Source organism: Stenotrophomonas sp. 85239_Sma (genome assembly GCF_056481725.1).
Genome location: NZ_CM151163.1, coordinates 1,317,750 through 1,335,659 on the forward strand (window position 1 = coordinate 1,317,750; position 17,910 = coordinate 1,335,659).

The window sequence follows — 17,910 nt, forward strand, 5'->3', positions numbered from 1 at the left end:
GTTGCAGTTTCGCATACCCCCGGGATGCTGGCGACGGCCCCGTGGTCGCAGTCCGGGCAGACAGCCGGACCCGTTATACTGTCTGCCTTATTGTCCCCCGCTTTCAGACAGGTTGCGCCGCATGTTCGAGTCCCTGACCCAGCGCCTTTCCGGCACCATCGAGCGCCTGCGTGGCCGCGGCCGCCTGACCGAGGAGAACATCCGCGAGGCGACCCGCGAAGTGCGCATCGCGCTGCTCGAAGCCGACGTTGCGCTGCCGGTGGTGCAGGCCCTGATCGAGCGCATCAAGGTGCGTGCGGTCGGCCAGGAAGTGCTGAAGTCGCTGACCCCGGGCCAGGCCCTGATCAAGGTCGTGCGCGACGAGCTGACCGCGGTGATGGGCGCCGAAGCCAGCGACCTGAACCTCAACGTACCCGCCCCGGCGATCATCCTGATGGCGGGCCTGCAGGGTGCCGGCAAGACCACCACCGTGGGCAAGCTGGCCAAGCACCTGAAGGAAAAGCGCAAGAAGAAGGTGATGGTGGTTTCGGCCGACGTCTACCGCCCGGCCGCGATCGAGCAGCTGAAGACCCTGGCCGAGCAGGTCGGTGTGCTGTTCTTCCCGTCCAGCGCCGACCAGAAGCCGGAAGCCATCGTCCGCGCCGCCATCGACGATGCGCGCAAGTCGTTCGTCGACGTGCTGCTGGTCGATACCGCCGGTCGCCTGGCCATCGACGAAGCGATGATGGCCGAGATCAAGGCCCTGCACGCTGCCGTGAACCCGGCCGAAACCCTGTTCGTGGTCGACGCCATGACCGGCCAGGACGCGGCCAACACCGCCAAGGCCTTCGGTGATGCGCTGCCGCTGACCGGCGTGGTGCTGACCAAGACCGACGGCGACGCCCGCGGCGGTGCCGCGCTGAGCGTGCGCTACATCACCGGCAAGCCGATCAAGTTCGTCGGTGTCAGCGAAAAGCCGGAAGGCCTGGACGTGTTCCACCCGGACCGTATCGCCAGCCGCATCCTCGACATGGGCGACGTGCTGTCGCTGGTCGAGCAGGTCGAGCAGCAGGTCGACAAGGACAAGGCCGCCAAGCTGGCCGAGAAGGTTGCCAAGGGCAAGAAGTTCGACCTGAACGACATGCGTGACCAGCTCGAGCAGATGCAGAACATGGGCGGCATCGGCGGCCTGATGGACAAGCTGCCGGGCCTGGGCAACATCCCCGACCATCTGAAGCAGCAGGTCAGCCAGGGCAGGGAGGTGCCGCGCATGATCGCCATCATCAGCTCGATGACGAAGAAGGAACGGCGCAATCCGAACCTGCTCAATGGCTCGCGCCGCGCGCGCATCGCCAAGGGCTCGGGCGTGACCCCGGCCGACGTCAACAAGCTGATGAAGCAGTACATGCAGATGGAAAAGATGATGAGCAAGATGGCCGGCGGCGGCATGAAGGGCATGTTGCGCAGCATGAAGGGCATGATGGGCGCCATGGGCGGCCGCGGCATGCCGTTCCGTTGATGCAGCGACGGGGCCGGCGCGCATTGCGATCCGGCCTCGGTCACAATGACTGGCGTATGCTGGGCGGCGACTTCTCCAACTGGTATGTCGCGTGAACGCATCGCCGATTCTTGAGCGCGCCGACACCTTCTGTCGGCGTTTTTCATTGCAGCTTCCGATCCTGCTGGCACCGATGGCCGGTGCCTGCCCGGTGCCGCTGTCGGCCGCGCTGGCCAATGCCGGCAGCATGGGCGCAATGGGCGCGGTGCTGTCGTCGTCGGCCGATATCGGTCGCTGGATGGAGGACTTCCGCGCGGCCTCCACCGGCCCGGCGCAGGTGAACCTGTGGGTGCCGGACCCCGCACCGACCCGGGATGTCGCTGCCGAGGCCGCCAGCCGCGCCTTCCTCGCGCAGTGGGGCCCGGACGTGCCGGCCAGCGCCGCCGATGCCACGCCCGCCGACTTCGAAGAACAGTTCGCCGCGCTGCTGGCGGCACGCCCGGCGGTGGCCTCGACCATCATGGGCGTGCTGCTGCCGCGCCACGTGCAGCAGTTGAAGGACGTCGGCATTGCCTGGATCGCCTGTGCGACCACCTTGTCCGAAGCGCGCGCGGCACAGGATGCCGGCGCCGATGCCGTGGTTGCGCAGGGCGTGGAAGCCGGTGGCCATCGCGGTTCCTTTGATCCGGCGATGGCCGAACGCCAGCTGGTCGGCCTGTTCGCGCTGTTGCCGCGCCTGGCCGATCACCTGCAGATTCCGGTGATCGCCGCCGGTGGCATCGCCGATGGCCGCGGCATCGCGGCCGCACTCACCCTGGGGGCCAGCGCCGTGCAGATCGGCACCGCCTTCCTGCGCACACCCGAAGCGGCAATCGCCTCGGCGTGGGCCGATGGATTGGCGGCCAGCGAGCCGGAAGACACCTGGCCGACCCGCGCCTTCAGCGGTCGCCTGGGCCGTGGCCTGGCGACACCCTATGTGCGCGCCGCCGCCGCAGAGGGTGCCCCGGCGCCGCGCCCGTACCCGGTACAGCGCGGCCTGACCGCGCCGATGCGCAAGCGGGCGGCGCAGGAAAACCGCCTGGCCGCGATGCAGGCCTGGGCCGGGCAATCGGCGTGGATGGCGCCAGCGCAACCGGCCGCCGACGTGCTGCGCGACATGTGGCAACAGGCGCAGGCACTGCTGCGATGACGCTGACCTGCAACGGCCGGCCGGCGCAGGTGGAGGATCTGCTGCCGGCGCTGGTGAACTACGGCCACTTCACCTCGCTGCAGGTGCGGGATGGGGCGGTGCAGGGGCTGGACCTGCATCTGGAACGGCTGTCGCAGGCGACCCGCGAACTGTTCGGCAGCGAACTTGATACGGCGCAGGTGCGGGGTTGGATGGCGCAGGCCCTGCAGCAGGCGGCGCTGTCCGATGCCTCGCTGCGGGTGACGGTGTACTCGCGCCACTTCGATTTCCGCAACCCGCTGGCGGCGGTGCCGGTGGACGTGCTGGTGGCGGTGTCCGCGCCGGTGACGCTGACCGCCTCCAAGCGCGTTCGCAGCGTGACCTGGCAGCGTGAACTGCCGCAGATCAAGCATGTCGGCACCTTCGGCCTGTTTGCCGAACGCCGTGCTGCGATGGCGGAAGGATTTGACGATGTGCTGTTCGTGACCGCCGATGGCGAGGTGAGTGAAGGCAGCACCTGGAACCTGGCCGTGCACGATGGTGACCGGCTGCTCTGGCCTCAGGCGTCGGCCCTGCGCGGGACCGCCGAAGCGCTGCTGAAGCAGCATTGGCCGGGGGCGCAGGCCACGCAGCCGTTGCGGCTGGCGGACCTGATCGGTATGAACGCCGCTTTTGCCTGCAATGCCAGCGGCCTGTGGGCGCTGGAGGCCATTGACGGGCATGTCCTGCCCGGCTCGCAGGCCTTGGCTGAACAGGGAAGGGCGGTGCTTGCGAGTGTGCCGTGGCAGCCGCTTTCCTGAACGGGGCGCGCGGGTTACCGGTCGCTGGGCATGACCCGGCGTTACCGTGGCAAGCCGTAATCGGTAGCGCCGGGCCATGCCCGGCGGATGCCTCCGCAGCGCAGAACCCCTCAGGAGATCCAATCAGTCATGGGCACGGTCACCGAGCAGCATCGTGCGGTAGCGATGCACGCAATCAAGATCATGGGCGGTGAGGGACGGCCCAAGGTCCAGGCCTTTCACGATGATCATCGCCAGCGTTCGGTCGATATCCTCACGACGTTCAGCTCTCCGGAAGCAGGGCTGAAGTCCATCGCGTCCATCGGGCTGTCGGACTTTGTCTTACGTCGTGCGGAGGGGCACGAACTGGAAACGCGCGTCGAACTGTGTGCGTGTGCAGAACAGGACGCGCTGCATTGGGACAACGTCGTCGCCTCGACGGCCCTTGCAATCATGCGCGATCGCGCAGCGGTGCAACCCGGAAGTGTGATTCCCAACATCCTGCAGGACTACTTCCCATCGACCCGGATGCCTCACGTCTATCTGGTGCCGCCCTTCTTCTGGAATGACGCCAGGTTCCCGGGACTGCAGTTCCCGCCGGTGGCGATCAACTGGCTGCAGTGCATCGCCATCCACGAATCCGAGCGGCAACTTGTCGAGCGGATTGGCAGTGATGCATTTGATGACCTGTTGCAGCAGCAGGAGATGGACGTGCTGGGCATGCATCGGGCGCCTGTCACTGGAGCACTCTGACGCTATTGCTCTGGGGGCGTCGGCGGGGGCGGTCGGAGATTGATCACGTTGCTGAACGAAAGCCGCCGGGCATGGCCCGGCGCTGCCGTGAAGGCGGATTCACCCCGGGGTTGGCTCGGCCGGGCTCTGTCGCTATAATCGCCCGCTTACCTCGCCATCCTGGCGACTGGGCAATAGGAAAAACACCATGGTCAAGATTCGACTGACCCGCGGCGGCGCCAAGAAGCGTCCGTTCTACCACATCATCGTCACCGACGTGCGCAGCGCGCGCGACGGCCGCAACATCGAGCGCGTTGGCTTCTACAACCCGGTCGCCCAGGGCGCCGAGAAGCGCATCGAGCTGGACCTGGCCCGCGTTGACCATTGGGTCAAGAACGGCGCCCAGCCGACCGACAAGGTCCGCAACCTGATCAAGGAAGCGACCAAGTCCCAGGCCGCTGCGGCCTGATCCTGACGGGCCACGCTTCGGCGTGGCCCTCTTGGTTGAAGCAGATGAAAGATATCGAGCGCCGCATCCTGCTGGGCAGGGTTGTCGGCGCTTTTGGTGTGCGCGGCGAGATCAAGCTCGAGTCCTGGACCGAGCCACGTTCCGCCATTTTCCGTTACCAGCCGTGGATCGTGCGCAGCCCGTCCGGCGTGGAAACCACGATTGAAGGTGTGCGTGGCCGCGACAGCGGCAAGCACCTGGTCGCCCGTTTCCCCGGCGTCGAGGACCGCGATACCGTCGAAGCGATGCGCGGCACCGAGATCTACGTGGCCCGCAGTGCACTGCCGCCGCCGAAGCCCGACGAGTACTACTGGGTGGATCTGGAAGGCCTGGACGTGAAGACCACCGAGGGCGTTGCCCTGGGCCAGGTCTCGCATCTGTTCAGCACCGGTGCCAACGACGTGGTGGTGGTCCGGGGTGACCGCGAGCGGATGATTCCGTTCGTGCAGCCGGACTTCGTCACATCGGTCGACTTCGAGGCCAACCTGGTCGTGGTCGACTGGGATCCCGAGTTCTGAGTGTGAGCATGCGCTTCGACGTCATCACCCTGTTCCCCGAGTTCCTCGCCCAGTCCGCTGGACTGGGCGTGGTCGGGCGCGCGCAGGAGAAGGGCCTGTTCAGCCTGCACGGCTGGAACCCCCGTGATTACGCCGAAGGCAACTACCGCCGGGTGGACGACCGCCCGTTCGGTGGTGGCCCGGGCATGGTGATGCTGATCGAGCCGCTGCAGGCCTGCCTGCAGGCGATCCGTGATGCTGATCCGACCCCGGCGCGGGTGATCCATCTCAGCCCGCAGGGGGCGCCGTTGACCCAGGCCAAGGTGCGGGAACTGGCGGCGCTGCCGCGCATGGTCCTGCTCTGTGGCCGCTACGAAGGCATCGACGAGCGTTTCCTGGAGGCCAATGTCGACGAGGAGATTTCCCTCGGCGACTACGTGCTGTCCGGTGGCGAGCTCGGCGCGGCGGTGATCATCGACGCCGTGGCCCGCCTGCAGGACGGTGCCCTGAACGACGCGGAATCGGCGGCGCAGGACAGCTTCGAGGGCGACCTCGGCCTGCTCGACTGCCCGCACTACAGCCAGCCGGCCCAGCACCCGCTGGGTGACGTGCCGGACGTGCTGCGCTCGGGCAACCACGCGGCCATCGCGGCCTGGCGTCGCCAGCAGTCCTTGCTCCGTACCGCGCAGCGGCGCCCGGACCTGCTGGATGAACAGGCGCTGGGCAAGGCCGACCGCAGGCTGCTGGAGGAGGGCCGCCAGGCCCAGAAACACAAGGCCAGCCCCTAGCGCAGGGCTGGCGTTATCGGCTATCATGGCCAATTCCCGTCGGCCCCGGCCGGCGCGCGCAGTACCCAAAACAAACGTGCAGCACAGTCCGGTGACTGCATGAGCCTACGTTGTCGATACGACACGCCCACCCGAACAAGAATCGGTGTAACCCATGAGCAAGCTGAACAAGTCCATCGTCGCGGAATTCGAATCCGCCCAGATCACCCGTGAACTGCCGAAGTTCAGCCAGGGCGACACCGTTGTCGTCAACGTGAAGGTGAAGGAAGGCAGCCGCGAGCGCGTGCAGGCCTACGAAGGCGTTGTCATCGCCACCAAGAACGCCGGCCTGAACTCCTCGTTCACCGTCCGCAAGATCTCGCACGGCTACGGCGTCGAGCGCGTTTTCCAGACCCACAGCGCCATCATCGACTCGGTCGAAGTGAAGCGTCGTGGTAAGGTCCGCGCCGGCAAGCTGTACTACCTGCGTGGCCTGGAAGGCAAGGCTGCCCGCATCAAGGAAGACCTGGCTGCCGCTGCTGCCGCCAAGGCTGCCCGTCTGGCCGAAAAGGCCTGATAAACAACTTCGGTTGTTGCCGCGACGGCCACCTTCGGGTGGCCGTTTGCGTTTCCGGCACCGCATCGGCCACGATCAGGCGATGAATGACATCAACCCGCGCTATCCGGCCGTGATCCAGTCGGCGCTGCGCTTCCTCGACGGCAAGGGGCTGGCACGCGTGCAGTCGGCACCGCTGCTGCATCGCCTGCTGTGGCGTGCGGGCATCGCGCTGCCGCCGCCGATCCTGGCCGGCTTCGGCACCAATGCGCTGGTGCAGGGCCTGCTGTTCGGACTGTTCTGGACCGCGCTGATGTGGCTGATGTTGTGGCAGGGCAGCGAGCGCCCGCTGGCCTTGCTGCTGGTGGCCGGGCTGTTGGCCGGCGCCCTGTTCGGTGTGGTGATGGCGGCGCTGATGCGCTCGCTGCGCCGCCACCGCAAGCTGCCGGACTGGCAGCAGTTCCGGGCGCGGCAAGCGGACTGAGCCGATGGCGCACTGCGCCGTGACCGACAGGCACGCACCGCGCTAGGCTGCGGCTTCATCCCGATGGACGTACCGTGCGATGCCTGCCAAGCGAACCGCACCTTCCACCGCGCCCACGCTGCTGTCCGGCGGCAACCCGCAGATCGCCAAGGGCGAGGGCGACGCTCCGGTGCAGGCGTACATCGCCGCCATGCCGGACTGGAAACGTCCGATCGGCGCACAATTGGATGCGCTGGTCGAACAGGCCGTACCTGGCGTGCACAAGGCGGTGAAGTGGAACTCGCCGATGTATGCGGTTGCGCCGGGCGCGGGCTGGTTCCTCAGCTTCCATTGCTTCACCCGCTACATCAAGGTGGCGTTCTTCCGCGGTGCTGCGCTGAAGCCGGTGCCGCCCGAGCCGTCCAGAAGTGCCGATACGCGCTACCTGCACATTCCACAGGATGGCGCGCTGGATGAAGCACAGTTCCTCGACTGGGTGCGCCAGGCTGCCGCCTTGCCCGGCGAGCAGATGTAAGCCCGACCTTCCGACTTCTTTCCCGACGAGAGCCCCATGATGGCCACGCATGCACCGAACCCTGCCGATGCCGGGACACCGGCGGCTCAACTGATTGATGCGCGCATTGCCGAGCTGGGTGACTGGCGTGGCGAAACGCTCGCACGCGTGCGTGCGTTGATCCATGAAGCACTGCCCGACGTGCAGGAAACCTGGAAGTGGCGCGGCACGCCGGTGTGGGAGCAAGACGGCATCCTGTGCACTGGCGAAACCTACAAGCAGGCGGTGAAGTTGACCTTTGCCCACGGTGCAGCGCTGGCGGACCCGAAGGGCCTGTTCAACGCCAGCCTGGAGGGCAACACGCGGCGCGCGATCGACATCCATGAAGGCGCGATGCCCAATGCGGCGGCGTTGAAGGCGCTGCTGCGCGAGGCGGCGACGTTCAACGCGGCGAAAAAGAAGCGCTGACCGTCTTCTGTAGCGGCGAGCCCATGCTCGGCTGACGGCCTGTGCGGACCAACGGTCCGCACCCACCTCAACGTGGCGGGGCCGGCTCCAGCGCTGCATCCGGGTCGGCCACCGGCGAAGGTGGGCAGGCAGGAATCTCCGAGGGCGTGGCCAGTTCCTCGGCGTGCGAGGGCTTGCCGATCATCTTCGCCTTGCGCCAGCCGCCCCAGCGGTAATAGGCCAGCGACAGCAGCATCGACACCAGCGAGCTGACCGGGAAGCTCCACCAGATCGCATCGGCGCCCCAGTACGGCTGCAGCAGTTCGGCGAACGGCACGCGTACGCCCCACAGCGAACCGGCCAGGATCAGCAGCGGCGGAATCACTGCGCCGGTGGAGCGCACCACGCCGGAGATGACGAAGCTGACGCCGAAGAACAGGAACGAGCCGATCACCACGTGGTTGAGGTGGCGGGCGATGTCCAGCGCCTGGCTGGCCGGTGGCAGGAACAGCGCCAGCAGCTGGCGATCGAACACCACCAGCGGCAGGATCAGCGCGCCGGTGAGCAGGAAGTTGAACAGCACACCCTGGCGCGCGGTGCCGCGCACGCGGTCCCAACGCTGCGCACCGACGTTCTGCGCGGCCATCGACGAGCACGCCGCGCCGATGGCCATCGCCGGCATCTGCAGGTAGTTCCACAGCTGCAGCGCAGCGCCATAACCTGCACCGGTATCGGTGCCGTACTGGTTGACCATGGTCATCAACAGGATCACCGACAGCGAGATCAGCACCATCTGCAGGCCCATCGGCACGCCCTTGACCACCAGCGACTTGAGGATGGTCATGTCGAGCTTGAACAGTCGCATGTCGGCGCGGCCCAGCCACAGCGTGTGGCGCTTGTGCCGCATGTACAGCAGCAGGCCGGCCAGCGACAGTGTCTGCGCGACCAGCGTGGCCCAGGCCGAGCCGGCGATGCCCAGCGCAGGGAGCGGCCCCATGCCGAAGATCAGCACCGGATTCAGCACGATGTCCAGTGCCACCGACACCATCAGGAAACGGAACGGCGTGCGCGAATCACCGGCACCGCGCAGTGCGGCGGTGAGGAAGGCGAACGCGTACAGCGTCGGCATCGCCAGGAAGATGATCTGCAGGTAGGCCTCGGCCAGCGGCAGCGACGCGGCCGGCGTGCCCATCGCCGCCAGCAGCGGATGGGCCATGAACCAGCCGGCGATGGCGATGATCACCGACAGGCCGATGAAGAAGGTGGCGCTGGTGCCGACCACGCGCCGCGCCTGCGCGATATCGCGCGCGCCGATCGCCTGGCCGATCAGGATGGTCGAGGCCATGCCGAAGCCGAACACCGAGCCGATCAGGAAGAACATGATGTTGTTGGCGTTCGCGGTGGCGGTCAGCGCCGCCTCGCCGAGGAAGCGCCCGACCCAGACCGCATTCACCGAACCGTTCAGCGACTGCGCGATGTTGCCCGCCAGGATCGGCAGGGAAAACAGCAGAAGATTGCGGCCGATCGGGCCGGAGGTCAGGTCAAGCGGCGCTTTGGCCATGGAGTGGTGATCGAATCCCGGGAGGCGCACACTAGCACCAAGCCGGTTTGCAGGATGTGGCAATGCATCAACGATCGCAGGTGAAATGGAGCATGGCGTTGGCCTTGATCGGCGCCGTACTGGCCGCATGTTCGACAGGTGACCGGCTGGGCGATACCCAGGTGCGGCCAACCGACCGCCCCGAGTGCCTGGTCGGCAGCCAGCGCCAGGATCTTTCCGCCGGCGTTCCCACCCTGATCGGGGGCAGCGGCTGCCGCACCGACCCCGACAACCCGCGGCCCCTGAACAAGCGAACGGAGTAGTTCCTGCCGATGACCGAGCTTTCCCCGCTGTCGCCCAGTGTCCGCCTGGACATCTGGCTGTGGGCGGCCCGTTTCTTCAAGACCCGCAGCCTGGCCAAGCAGGCCATCGAGACCGGCAAGGTCAGCGTCGCCGGGCAGCGCCCGAAATCCTCGCGCGCGGTGCGTGTCGGCGAGCAGTTGCAGGTCCACCGTGGCGAGGAACATTTCGAGATCCAGGTGCTGGGGCTGAGCGACCAGCGCGGGCCGGCGCCGACGGCGCAGCAGCTGTATGCCGAGAGTGAGGCCTCCAGGGCCCGTCGCGCCGAGCAGCGTGCGCTGCGCATCGCTGCACGCGATGGTTTCCAGCCGCCGGAGCACAAGCCTGACAAACGCGCGCGACGGTTGATCCGCGCGCTGGGCGATATCGACGCGTTGTAGCGGGCGCCGGCGTGCTCCCGGCGCCGCCGGCCTCAGCGCTTGCCGCCCAGCAGGCTGCCGCCGATCTTCAGCAGGTCGCCCACGCCGAGCTGGCCGTCACCGTCTTGGTCCAGCAGGCTGCCGAGCAGGCCACCGGCAAGACCGCCCTGTTGCTGTACCTGCTGCTTTTCCTGGCCGAGCGCCTGGCTGAGCGAGCCGGCATCGGCCTGGCCGCCGCCGAGGCGCTGGGCGAGGAAGGCCATGACGATTGGTGCGAGGATCTGCAGCAGCTGGCTGGTACGGCCGCTGTCGAGCTGGGTGGCCTGGGCCAGGCCGGTTTCCACCTTCTGCTGGTTGCCGCCGAAGATGTGGCCGAGGATGCCGGCGCCGTCGCTGGCGGCACCACCGCCACCGCCGCCCAGCACCGAGCCGAGCACGCTGCCCAGGTCCAGGCCGCTGTGGTTGTTCTGCAAGGCGCCGAGCAGGGCCTGCGCGCCCTGCGGCTGCGAGGCGTTGTTGCCCAGCGCGCCCATCAGCACCGGCAGCGCGGCACTGATCGCGCCGGACGCCTGGGTATCGCTGATGCCGAGCTGCTGCGATACCTGCTGCAGCGGAGCGCCCTGCAATTTGGCGAGAAGTTCGTCGGTCAGGCTCATCTGCGGAATCCTTGATTGGGGTTGGGCGTGCAGAAGGTACGACGCGGACCGTTAAAACGGCGACGCCGCCTCACGGGGAGGCGGCGTGCCGTTCATGGGGGAGGGCAATCAGAGCTCGATGTCTTCGGCGCCCGGGGTGGCGGTGGGGAAGTCCGCTTCCGGCTGCGCCGGCTTGAACGGATCCGACGGCTGGCTGGCCAGCGCCTTCAGCGCCGCGGCGACGCCGGCGCCGTAGGCCGGGTCGGCCTTGCTGCAGTTGTCGATGTGGCGCTGCTTGATGAAGTCCGGCGCATCGCCCAGGGCACGGGCGGTGTTGGCGAACAGGCGGTCCTTCTGTGCCTGGTTGTAGCTGCGGAACAGCGCGCCGGGCTGGCTGAAGTAGTCGGCGTCGTCCCCGCGGAAGTTCCAGAAGTCGGCGTCGCCCCGGATCTTCATCGGCGGTTCGCGGTACTGCGGCTGCTCCTGCCACTGGCCGTAGCTGTTCGGCTCGTAGTGCGGCAGGCCGCCGTAGTTGCCGTCCACGCGCATCGCACCGTCGCGGTGGTTGCTGTGCACCGGGCAGCGCGCGGCGTTCACCGGAATCTGGTGGTGGTTCACGCCCAGGCGGTAGCGCTGCGCATCGGAGTAGGCGAACAGGCGAGCCTGCAGCATCTTGTCCGGCGACGGGCCGATGCCCGGCACCAGGTTGCTCGGTGCGAACGCCGACTGCTCCACGTCCTGGTACCAGTTGACCGGGTTGCGGTTCAGTTCGAACTGGCCCACTTCGATCAGCGGGTAGTCGCTCTTCGGCCACACCTTGGTCAGGTCGAACGGATGCACGCGGTAGGTTTCCGCATCCAGCTCCGGCATGACCTGGATGAACAGCTTCCACTTCGGGAAGTCGCCCTTCTCGATCGCGGCGAACAGGTCGCGGCCGTGGCTTTCGCGGTCATGGCCGACCAGGATCTGCGCCTGCGCGTCGGTCAGCGATTCGATGCCCTGCTGGCTGACGAAGTGGAACTTCACCCAGAAACGTTCGCTGTCGGCGTTGGTGAAGCTGTAGGTGTGCGAGCCGAAACCGTGCATGTGGCGGAAGCTGCGCGGAATGCCGCGGTCGCTCATCACCACGGTCACCTGGAGCAGCGCTTCGGGCAGCAGCGTCCAGAAGTCCCAGTTGTTGCGCGCGCTGCGCAGGTTGGTGTGCGGGTCGCGCTTGACCGCCTTGTTGAGGTCGGCGAACTTGCGCGGGTCGCGCAGGAAGAACACCGGGGTGTTGTTGCCGACCAGGTCCCAGTTGCCTTCTTCGGTGTAGAACTTCAGTGCGAAACCGCGGATGTCGCGCTCGGCGTCGGCGGCGCCACGCTCGCCGGCCACCGTGGTGAAGCGGGCGAACATCTCGGTCTGCTTGCCGACCTTCTCGAACAGCTTGGCGCGGGTGTACTTGCTGATGTCGTGGGTGACGGTGAAGGTACCGAACGCGCCCGAGCCCTTGGCGTGCATGCGGCGCTCGGGAATGATCTCGCGATTGAGGTTGGCCAGCTTTTCCAGCAGCCAGACGTCTTCCATCAGCAGCGGGCCGCGCGGGCCGGCGGTCTTGCTGTTCTGGTTGTCCACCACCGGCGCGCCGAAGGCCGTGGTCATCGGCGTGACCGGATCATCGCCGTGCTTCTGCTTCGGCGTGGTGCTCAGCTCGCGCTGCTGCTCGGCGCCTTCCGCAGGCGAGGGCGCGGTGTGGTACGGGCATTTGGCACTGTTGTTATCGGACTGGCTCATGGCTGGCTCCTGCGGGTGAAGACGGGGTGGAACATCTTCACTCGACTTTAGCTAGGGCCAGATGAAATGAATAATCGAATGATCCATTCATGTTGATAGATTCTGTCAATTGAAACTCAGAATCGGATTTGCAGAACCTTTCGATGGGCCTCCCGCAAGGTAGGCGGGAGGCCTTGGGCGTGCGCTGCGGTTACAGCAGCGCCTTCAACCGGTACAGGGCTTCCAGCGCCTGCTTCGGGGTCAGCTCGTCCGGGTCGATGGCGGCCAGCGCTTCCTGGGCCTTGTTCGACGGTGCTGCGAACAGCCCGAACTGCTGTGGCGCATCCAGCGCCTGCGGCGCCAGTTCGGCGGCATGGCTTTCACCGCCACGTTGCTCCAGCTCGGCCAGGCGACGACGCGCCTGCGCCACGGTGGCGCGCGGCAGGCCGGCCAGTGCGGCCACCTGCAGGCCGAAGCTGCGGTTGGCGGGGCCGTCCTTCACTGCGTGCATGAACACCAGCGTTTCGCCGTGCTCGACCGCATCCAGATGCACGTTGGCGATGCCGCTGCGGCCGCCCTCGTGCTGCTCGTCGGCCAGCGCGGTCAGCTCGAAGTAGTGGGTGGCAAACAGCGTGTAGCAGCGGTTCTGGTAGGCCAGGTGGCGGGCCACTGCATCGGCCAGCGCCAGGCCGTCGTAGGTGGAGGTGCCACGGCCGATCTCATCCATCAGCACCAGCGAATGCGCGGTGGCGTGGTGCAGGATGTAGCTGGTCTCGGCCATTTCGACCATGAAGGTCGACTGCCCGCGCGCGAGGTCATCGCCGGCGCCGATGCGGGTGAGGATGCGGTCGATCGGCCCGATCAGCGCACGGCTGGCCGGCACGAAGCTGCCGATGTGGGCCAGCAGCACGATCAGCGCGTTCTGCCGCATATAGGTCGATTTACCGCCCATGTTCGGGCCGGTGATGACCAGCATGCGGCGGTCCGGATGCAGGTCCAGATCGTTCGGTTCGAACGGCTGCTCGCGTACCGCCTCGACCACCGGGTGGCGGCCGCGCTCGATCTTCAGGCACGGCTCTGCCTGCAGCTCCGGGCGCGCCCAGTCCAGCGCCTGCGCGCGTTCGGCGAAGGCGGCCAGCACATCCAGTTCGCTCAGCGCAGCGGCGCACTGCTTCAGCGGTTCCAGCTGCCCGCCAAGGGTATCCAGCAGCTGTTCGTACAGGTACTTCTCGCGCGACAGCGAACGGTCACGCGCGGACAGCACTTTGTCCTCGAACGCCTTCAGTTCCTCGGTGATGTAGCGCTCGGCATTGGTCAGCGTCTGGCGGCGCGTGTAGTGCACCGGCGCACGGTCGGACTGGCCCTTGCTGATTTCGATGTAGTAGCCGTGCACGCGGTTGTAGCCCACCTTCAGGGTGGGGATGCCGCTGCTCTCGCGCTCGCGCAGTTCCAGGTCGACCAGGAACTGGTCGGCATGGGTGGACAGGCGGCGCAGCTCGTCCAGCTCTTCATCGAAGCCGTCGGCCAGCACACCGCCATCGCTCAGCTTCAGCGGCGGCATCTCGGCGATGGCGCTGGCCAGCAGCTGCGCGCACTCATCGTGTTCGCCCAGCGCGGCATGCAGGGCCTGCAGGCGCGGCGAATCCAGCGGCGCCAGCACGTCGCGCACCGCCGGCAGCAGGCCCAGGCCATCGCGCAGGGTGGAGAAATCGCGCGGACGCGCCGAGCGCAGTGCGACGCGGGTGAGGATGCGCTCCAGGTCGCCGAGGCGGCGGAACTGCTCGCGGATATCGGCGTCGCTGCCGCGGTCGATGAGGGTTTCCACTGCATGGTGGCGCTGCACCAGCACCTCGCGCAGGCGCAGCGGGCGGTGCAGCCAGCGCCGCAGCAGGCGGCCGCCCATCGGGGTCACCGTGCTGTCGAGCACGCCCAGCAGGGTATTGCGGGTATCGCCGTCGACGCGCGTATCCAGTTCCAGGTGGCGGCGGGTGGCGGCGTTCATCGCGATCGCTTCGCCTGCGGTTTCCATCGCGATCGAGGTCAGGTGCGGCAGGCGCTGCTTCTGGGTTTCCTCGACATAGCCGAGCAGGGCACCGGCGGCAGCGGTCGCGCGTGGCTTGTCGTCGATGCCGAAGCCGCTCAGGTCATGCAGCTTGAAGAAGCCCAGCAGCTGGCGGCGGCCGCTGTCGGCGTCGAACAGCCATGGCGCACGGCGGCGCACGCCGGTGCGCTGGCGCAGGAACTCCGGCCAGTTCTCTTCGTCGGGCACCAGCAGCTCTGCCGGCTCCAGCCGGGCCAGTTCGGCTTCCAGGGCGTCGTCGGTCTCGACTTCATTGACCAGGAAGCGGCCACCGGCCAGGTCGGCCCAGGCCAGGCCGTAGCCCTGCTTGCTGCGCGAGAGCGCCATCAGCAGGGTGTCGCGGCGCTCGTCCAGCAGCGCTTCGTCGGTGACGGTGCCGGGGGTGACGATGCGCACCACCTTGCGCTCGACCAGGCCCTTGGCCAGCGCCGGGTCACCGATCTGTTCGCAGATCGCCACCGATTCGCCCAGCGCCACCAGGCGTGCCAGGTAGCCTTCATACGCGTGCACCGGCACGCCGGCCATCGGGATCGGCGCGCCGCCGGAGCTGCCGCGCTGGGTCAGGGTGATGTCGAGCAGGCGCGCGGCCTTGCGCGCGTCGTCGTAGAACAGCTCGTAGAAGTCGCCCATGCGGAAGAACAGCAGCAGGTCCGGATAGTCGGACTTGGCTGCGAAGAACTGCTTCATCAGCGGGGTGTGTTCGGCGGACTTGTCTTTGGACATGGGGCTCGTGGATCTGGGGCATGCGCCCGCGCCGGTCGGCGGCAGGCTGCAGCGGGTACAGGGCCGTCCATGGTAACGGCTGGAGGCGGGTCGGCGGGCACCCGATGCAGGTGCCGCGTGGCTTTCAGGCCGGCACCAGCCTGATCCGGGGATGCCCGGCGAAGATCTCCATCACGATCTCGAAATAGGTCTGGCCATTGCCGCGCGCCAGTGCGTCACGCTGACGGCTGATCGCATCGGCGTTGAAGGTGCCGGGTTGCTCCAGCTTCGCGTCCAGCCATGCCAGGGTGGCATCCACGCCGAGCGACGCACGGCTGTGTTCGATGTCGCGCCAGACCACGGTGGCCGTTGCATGCCCGGCCAGGGCGCCGTAGCCGCCGTAGAGGAGGTCGTCCAGCGCATCCAGGCTGGGCCCCAGTTGCCAGTCCTCGCCGGTCATGAATACGCGGTTGATCTCGGCATAGAGGCTGGGAATGTCGCCAATGGCCGCGCCTTCGATCTGCAGGTGGAGGGTCATGGGCGGACTATAGCGTTGGCGGGAGAAAGCCCGTGTGCTGGAGAGGCCCGGCTGGCGCTTGCCTGTCGCGGTCGCCGGAGGGGGCTGGCATCCGTGTATCGGTGCGGCTTTGAATTTGCCCCTATAGAAATTCCCTGGGTGGCCGATTACGGTTCCGCCACTTCGCGCTTCGCGCGGTGGCGTGCTGTCGCTTGTGTGCCGGCAGACCTCATTCAAGCTGATGTGCCGGCTCCCTCACTCCCGGGAAAGGGCGGCCGGCGCGTAGCGTCAAGACTCAGGGACAGATTGTGCAATCAGGGAAGAAGCAGGGGCGGCATGCATGCCGTCGTGGTGGGTGCCTGGTGCTGCTTGGCATGGCCTTCAATGTTGCCGCCCAGCAGGGGGGCGATCCATCGACGCAGGAACTGCTGCGCCAGCAGGAGCGCGAACGCGCCCTGCGCGAGCAGCAGGAAAGCCGACCCGACGTACGCCTTGAGCGCAGCGAGGAAACGCAGGGCGATCGTCTGCCCGTGCAGGAAGCGCCCTGCGTACGCGTGGATCACATCGTGCTGCAGGGCGATGACGCGGCGCGCTTCCAGTGGGCGTTGGCCGCGGCCGACCCGGCACATGATCCGGCCAGCGGGCGCTGCCTGGGGACCGAAGGCATCAACGTGGTGATGAAGCGCGTGCAGAACGCGATCATCGCCCGTGGCTATGTCACCACGCGGGTGCTGTCTGCACCGCAGGACCTCAACCAGGGCACGCTGACCTTGTCGGTGGTGCCGGGCCGGTTCCGCGAGGCCGTGTTCTCCGATCCGCAGGGCCGGCATCCGGCCATCGCCAACGCACTGCCGATCCGCAGCGGCGGCCTGCTCAACCTGCGTGACATCGAGCAGGGGCTGGAGAACCTGCAGCGCGTGCCCACGGTCAGCGCCGACATCAAGATCGCGCCGGCCGACGGCGAGGGTGCGGCGCCGGGCCAGAGTGACCTGCAGATCGACTGGAAGCAGCGCTCACCGGTACGCGCCAGCGTCACCCTGGACGATGCCGGCAGCCGCGGAACCGGCAAGCTGCAAGCCAACGCGACGCTGTCGCTGGACAATCCGCTGGGCCTGAACGAGCTGTTCTACGTCAGCGCGGGCCGTGGCGTGTTCAATGGCCGGGGAAAGGACACCAACAGCTGGACCGTACACTACGACGTGCCCTACGGCTACTGGCTGTTCGGCGCCACCGCCAGCGCCTACGACTACAGCCAGAACGTGGTGGGCGCGTACGAAAGCTATGACTACAGCGGCCGCAGCGGCAACGCCGAGGCACGCGTGGATCGCCTGCTGCTGCGCAACGCCAAGACCAAGCTGGGCATCTACGGCCGCGGTTGGCAGCGCACGTCGAAGAACTACATCGACGATACCGAGATCGAGGTGCAGCGTCGCCGTACCTCGGGCTGGGAGCTCGGCCTGACCCACAAGCAGTTCATCGGCAGTGCCACGCTCGATGCCAGCGTGGCCTACCGGCGTGGCACGGGCGCCTTCCACGCCCTGCGCTCGCCGGAAGAGAGGGCGCAGCAGTGGGACCCGACGCTGCCGCTGGAAGGCACCTCGCGGATGAAGCTGATCACCGCCGACGCGCAGTTCAGCGTGCCGTTCCAGCTGGGCACGCAGCGCCTGCGCTACACCGCCGCCTGGCGCGCGCAGTGGAACCGCACGCCACTCTCGCCGCAGGACCGCTTCGCCATCGGTGGCCGCTACACCGTGCGCGGTTTCGACGGTGAAAGCTCGCTCAGCGGTGAGCGTGGCTGGTCGCTGCGCAACGATCTTTCGCTGGGCATCGGTGGCGGCCAGGAATTCTACGTGGCCGCCGACTACGGCCGCATCGGCGGGCCTTCGGCGCAATGGCAATCCGGCCGGGATCTGGCCGGCATGGCGTTGGGCCTGCGCGGCGGCTGGCAGCAGCTTTCCTGGGACGGCTTCGTGGGCTCGGCCCTGCACAAGCCCTCCAACTTCCCGACTGACTACACCACCTTCGGCTTCAGCCTGGCGTGGCGCTACTGATCTGGC

At 67.4% G+C, this 17,910-nt stretch carries 19 protein-coding genes; 14 read left to right on the forward strand and 5 right to left on the reverse strand.

Going from position 1 to position 17,910, the window contains the following annotated elements; all coding sequences use genetic code 11:
• Positions 1 to 121 precede the first annotated feature (121 nt).
• The 11 genes from ffh (at position 122) to ACYKG1_RS06315 (ending at position 7,929) form a co-directional block, all read left to right on the forward strand.
• Positions 122 to 1,498, forward strand: a complete 1,377-nt coding sequence (gene ffh / locus ACYKG1_RS06265) for a signal recognition particle protein (RefSeq protein ID WP_478472132.1) — start codon at positions 122 to 124, stop codon at positions 1,496 to 1,498.
• Between the two features lie 91 nt (positions 1,499 to 1,589).
• The gene (locus ACYKG1_RS06270; protein ID WP_478472133.1) at positions 1,590 to 2,666 is read left to right on the forward strand and encodes an NAD(P)H-dependent flavin oxidoreductase; all 1,077 of its coding nucleotides are present in this window, start codon (positions 1,590 to 1,592) and stop codon (positions 2,664 to 2,666) included.
• Entirely contained in the window at positions 2,663 to 3,445 is a 783-nt protein-coding gene (locus ACYKG1_RS06275) for an aminotransferase class IV family protein (RefSeq protein WP_478472135.1), read from the forward strand. The genes ACYKG1_RS06270 and ACYKG1_RS06275 overlap by 4 nt, the downstream gene beginning before the upstream one ends.
• Positions 3,446 to 3,574: 129 nt before the next feature.
• Positions 3,575 to 4,177 carry a suppressor of fused domain protein gene (locus ACYKG1_RS06280; protein ID WP_478472136.1) on the forward strand — a complete coding sequence of 201 codons (603 nt, stop codon included), beginning with the start codon at positions 3,575 to 3,577 and terminating at the stop codon, positions 4,175 to 4,177.
• Positions 4,178 to 4,364: 187 nt separating this feature from the next.
• Entirely contained in the window at positions 4,365 to 4,625 is a 261-nt protein-coding gene (gene rpsP / locus ACYKG1_RS06285) for a 30S ribosomal protein S16 (protein ID WP_005415733.1), read from the forward strand.
• Between the two features lie 44 nt (positions 4,626 to 4,669).
• Positions 4,670 to 5,182, forward strand: a complete 513-nt coding sequence (gene rimM, locus ACYKG1_RS06290; RefSeq protein WP_262084574.1) for a ribosome maturation factor RimM — start codon at positions 4,670 to 4,672, stop codon at positions 5,180 to 5,182.
• An 8-nt stretch (positions 5,183 to 5,190) separates the two neighbouring features.
• Complete coding sequence (gene trmD, locus ACYKG1_RS06295) at positions 5,191 to 5,949, forward strand: tRNA (guanosine(37)-N1)-methyltransferase TrmD (protein ID WP_262084573.1); 759 nt, start codon at positions 5,191 to 5,193, stop codon at positions 5,947 to 5,949.
• A 154-nt stretch (positions 5,950 to 6,103) separates the two neighbouring features.
• Positions 6,104 to 6,505, forward strand: coding sequence for a 50S ribosomal protein L19 (gene rplS, locus ACYKG1_RS06300; RefSeq protein WP_005408597.1), 402 nt, complete (start codon positions 6,104 to 6,106; stop codon positions 6,503 to 6,505).
• An 82-nt stretch (positions 6,506 to 6,587) separates the two neighbouring features.
• Positions 6,588 to 6,968 (forward strand): DUF6404 family protein, encoded by a 381-nt coding sequence (locus tag ACYKG1_RS06305; protein ID WP_262084572.1) that lies wholly within the window; start codon positions 6,588 to 6,590, stop codon positions 6,966 to 6,968.
• A 79-nt stretch (positions 6,969 to 7,047) separates the two neighbouring features.
• Positions 7,048 to 7,482: a DUF1801 domain-containing protein gene (locus ACYKG1_RS06310; protein WP_100471666.1), complete on the forward strand. Its 435-nt coding sequence runs from the start codon at positions 7,048 to 7,050 to the stop codon at positions 7,480 to 7,482.
• A gap of 39 nt (positions 7,483 to 7,521) precedes the next feature.
• Positions 7,522 to 7,929, forward strand: coding sequence for a DUF1801 domain-containing protein (locus ACYKG1_RS06315; protein ID WP_100475166.1), 408 nt, complete (start codon positions 7,522 to 7,524; stop codon positions 7,927 to 7,929).
• Between the two features lie 67 nt (positions 7,930 to 7,996).
• On the opposite strand, the gene ACYKG1_RS06320 is transcribed toward ACYKG1_RS06315, so the two are convergent.
• Positions 7,997 to 9,469: an MATE family efflux transporter gene (locus ACYKG1_RS06320; protein ID WP_100471667.1), complete on the reverse strand. Its 1,473-nt coding sequence runs from the start codon at positions 9,467 to 9,469 to the stop codon at positions 7,997 to 7,999.
• A gap of 62 nt (positions 9,470 to 9,531) precedes the next feature.
• Between ACYKG1_RS06320 and ACYKG1_RS06325 the strand changes: the two genes are divergently transcribed.
• Both ACYKG1_RS06325 and ACYKG1_RS06330 read left to right on the forward strand, forming a co-directional pair.
• Positions 9,532 to 9,771, forward strand: a complete 240-nt coding sequence (locus tag ACYKG1_RS06325; RefSeq protein ID WP_478472137.1) for a hypothetical protein — start codon at positions 9,532 to 9,534, stop codon at positions 9,769 to 9,771.
• A gap of 9 nt (positions 9,772 to 9,780) precedes the next feature.
• Positions 9,781 to 10,188 carry an RNA-binding S4 domain-containing protein gene (locus ACYKG1_RS06330; protein ID WP_100471669.1) on the forward strand — a complete coding sequence of 136 codons (408 nt, stop codon included), beginning with the start codon at positions 9,781 to 9,783 and terminating at the stop codon, positions 10,186 to 10,188.
• A gap of 32 nt (positions 10,189 to 10,220) precedes the next feature.
• On the opposite strand, the gene ACYKG1_RS06335 is transcribed toward ACYKG1_RS06330, so the two are convergent.
• From ACYKG1_RS06335 to ACYKG1_RS06350, 4 genes are all read right to left on the reverse strand, one after another.
• Positions 10,221 to 10,823 (reverse strand): DUF937 domain-containing protein, encoded by a 603-nt coding sequence (locus ACYKG1_RS06335; protein WP_005408604.1) that lies wholly within the window; start codon positions 10,821 to 10,823, stop codon positions 10,221 to 10,223.
• A gap of 108 nt (positions 10,824 to 10,931) precedes the next feature.
• On the reverse strand, positions 10,932 to 12,575 hold the full coding sequence (locus ACYKG1_RS06340; RefSeq protein WP_478472139.1) for a catalase: 1,644 nt from the start codon (positions 12,573 to 12,575) through the stop codon (positions 10,932 to 10,934).
• A 190-nt stretch (positions 12,576 to 12,765) separates the two neighbouring features.
• The gene (gene mutS / locus ACYKG1_RS06345; RefSeq protein ID WP_478472140.1) at positions 12,766 to 15,357 is read right to left on the reverse strand and encodes a DNA mismatch repair protein MutS; all 2,592 of its coding nucleotides are present in this window, start codon (positions 15,355 to 15,357) and stop codon (positions 12,766 to 12,768) included.
• Positions 15,358 to 15,481: 124 nt separating this feature from the next.
• Positions 15,482 to 15,874: a barstar family protein gene (locus ACYKG1_RS06350; protein WP_262084567.1), complete on the reverse strand. Its 393-nt coding sequence runs from the start codon at positions 15,872 to 15,874 to the stop codon at positions 15,482 to 15,484.
• A gap of 353 nt (positions 15,875 to 16,227) precedes the next feature.
• Between ACYKG1_RS06350 and ACYKG1_RS06355 the strand changes: the two genes are divergently transcribed.
• On the forward strand, positions 16,228 to 17,904 hold the full coding sequence (locus ACYKG1_RS06355) for a ShlB/FhaC/HecB family hemolysin secretion/activation protein (RefSeq protein ID WP_478472142.1): 1,677 nt from the start codon (positions 16,228 to 16,230) through the stop codon (positions 17,902 to 17,904).
• Positions 17,905 to 17,910 lie beyond the last annotated feature (6 nt).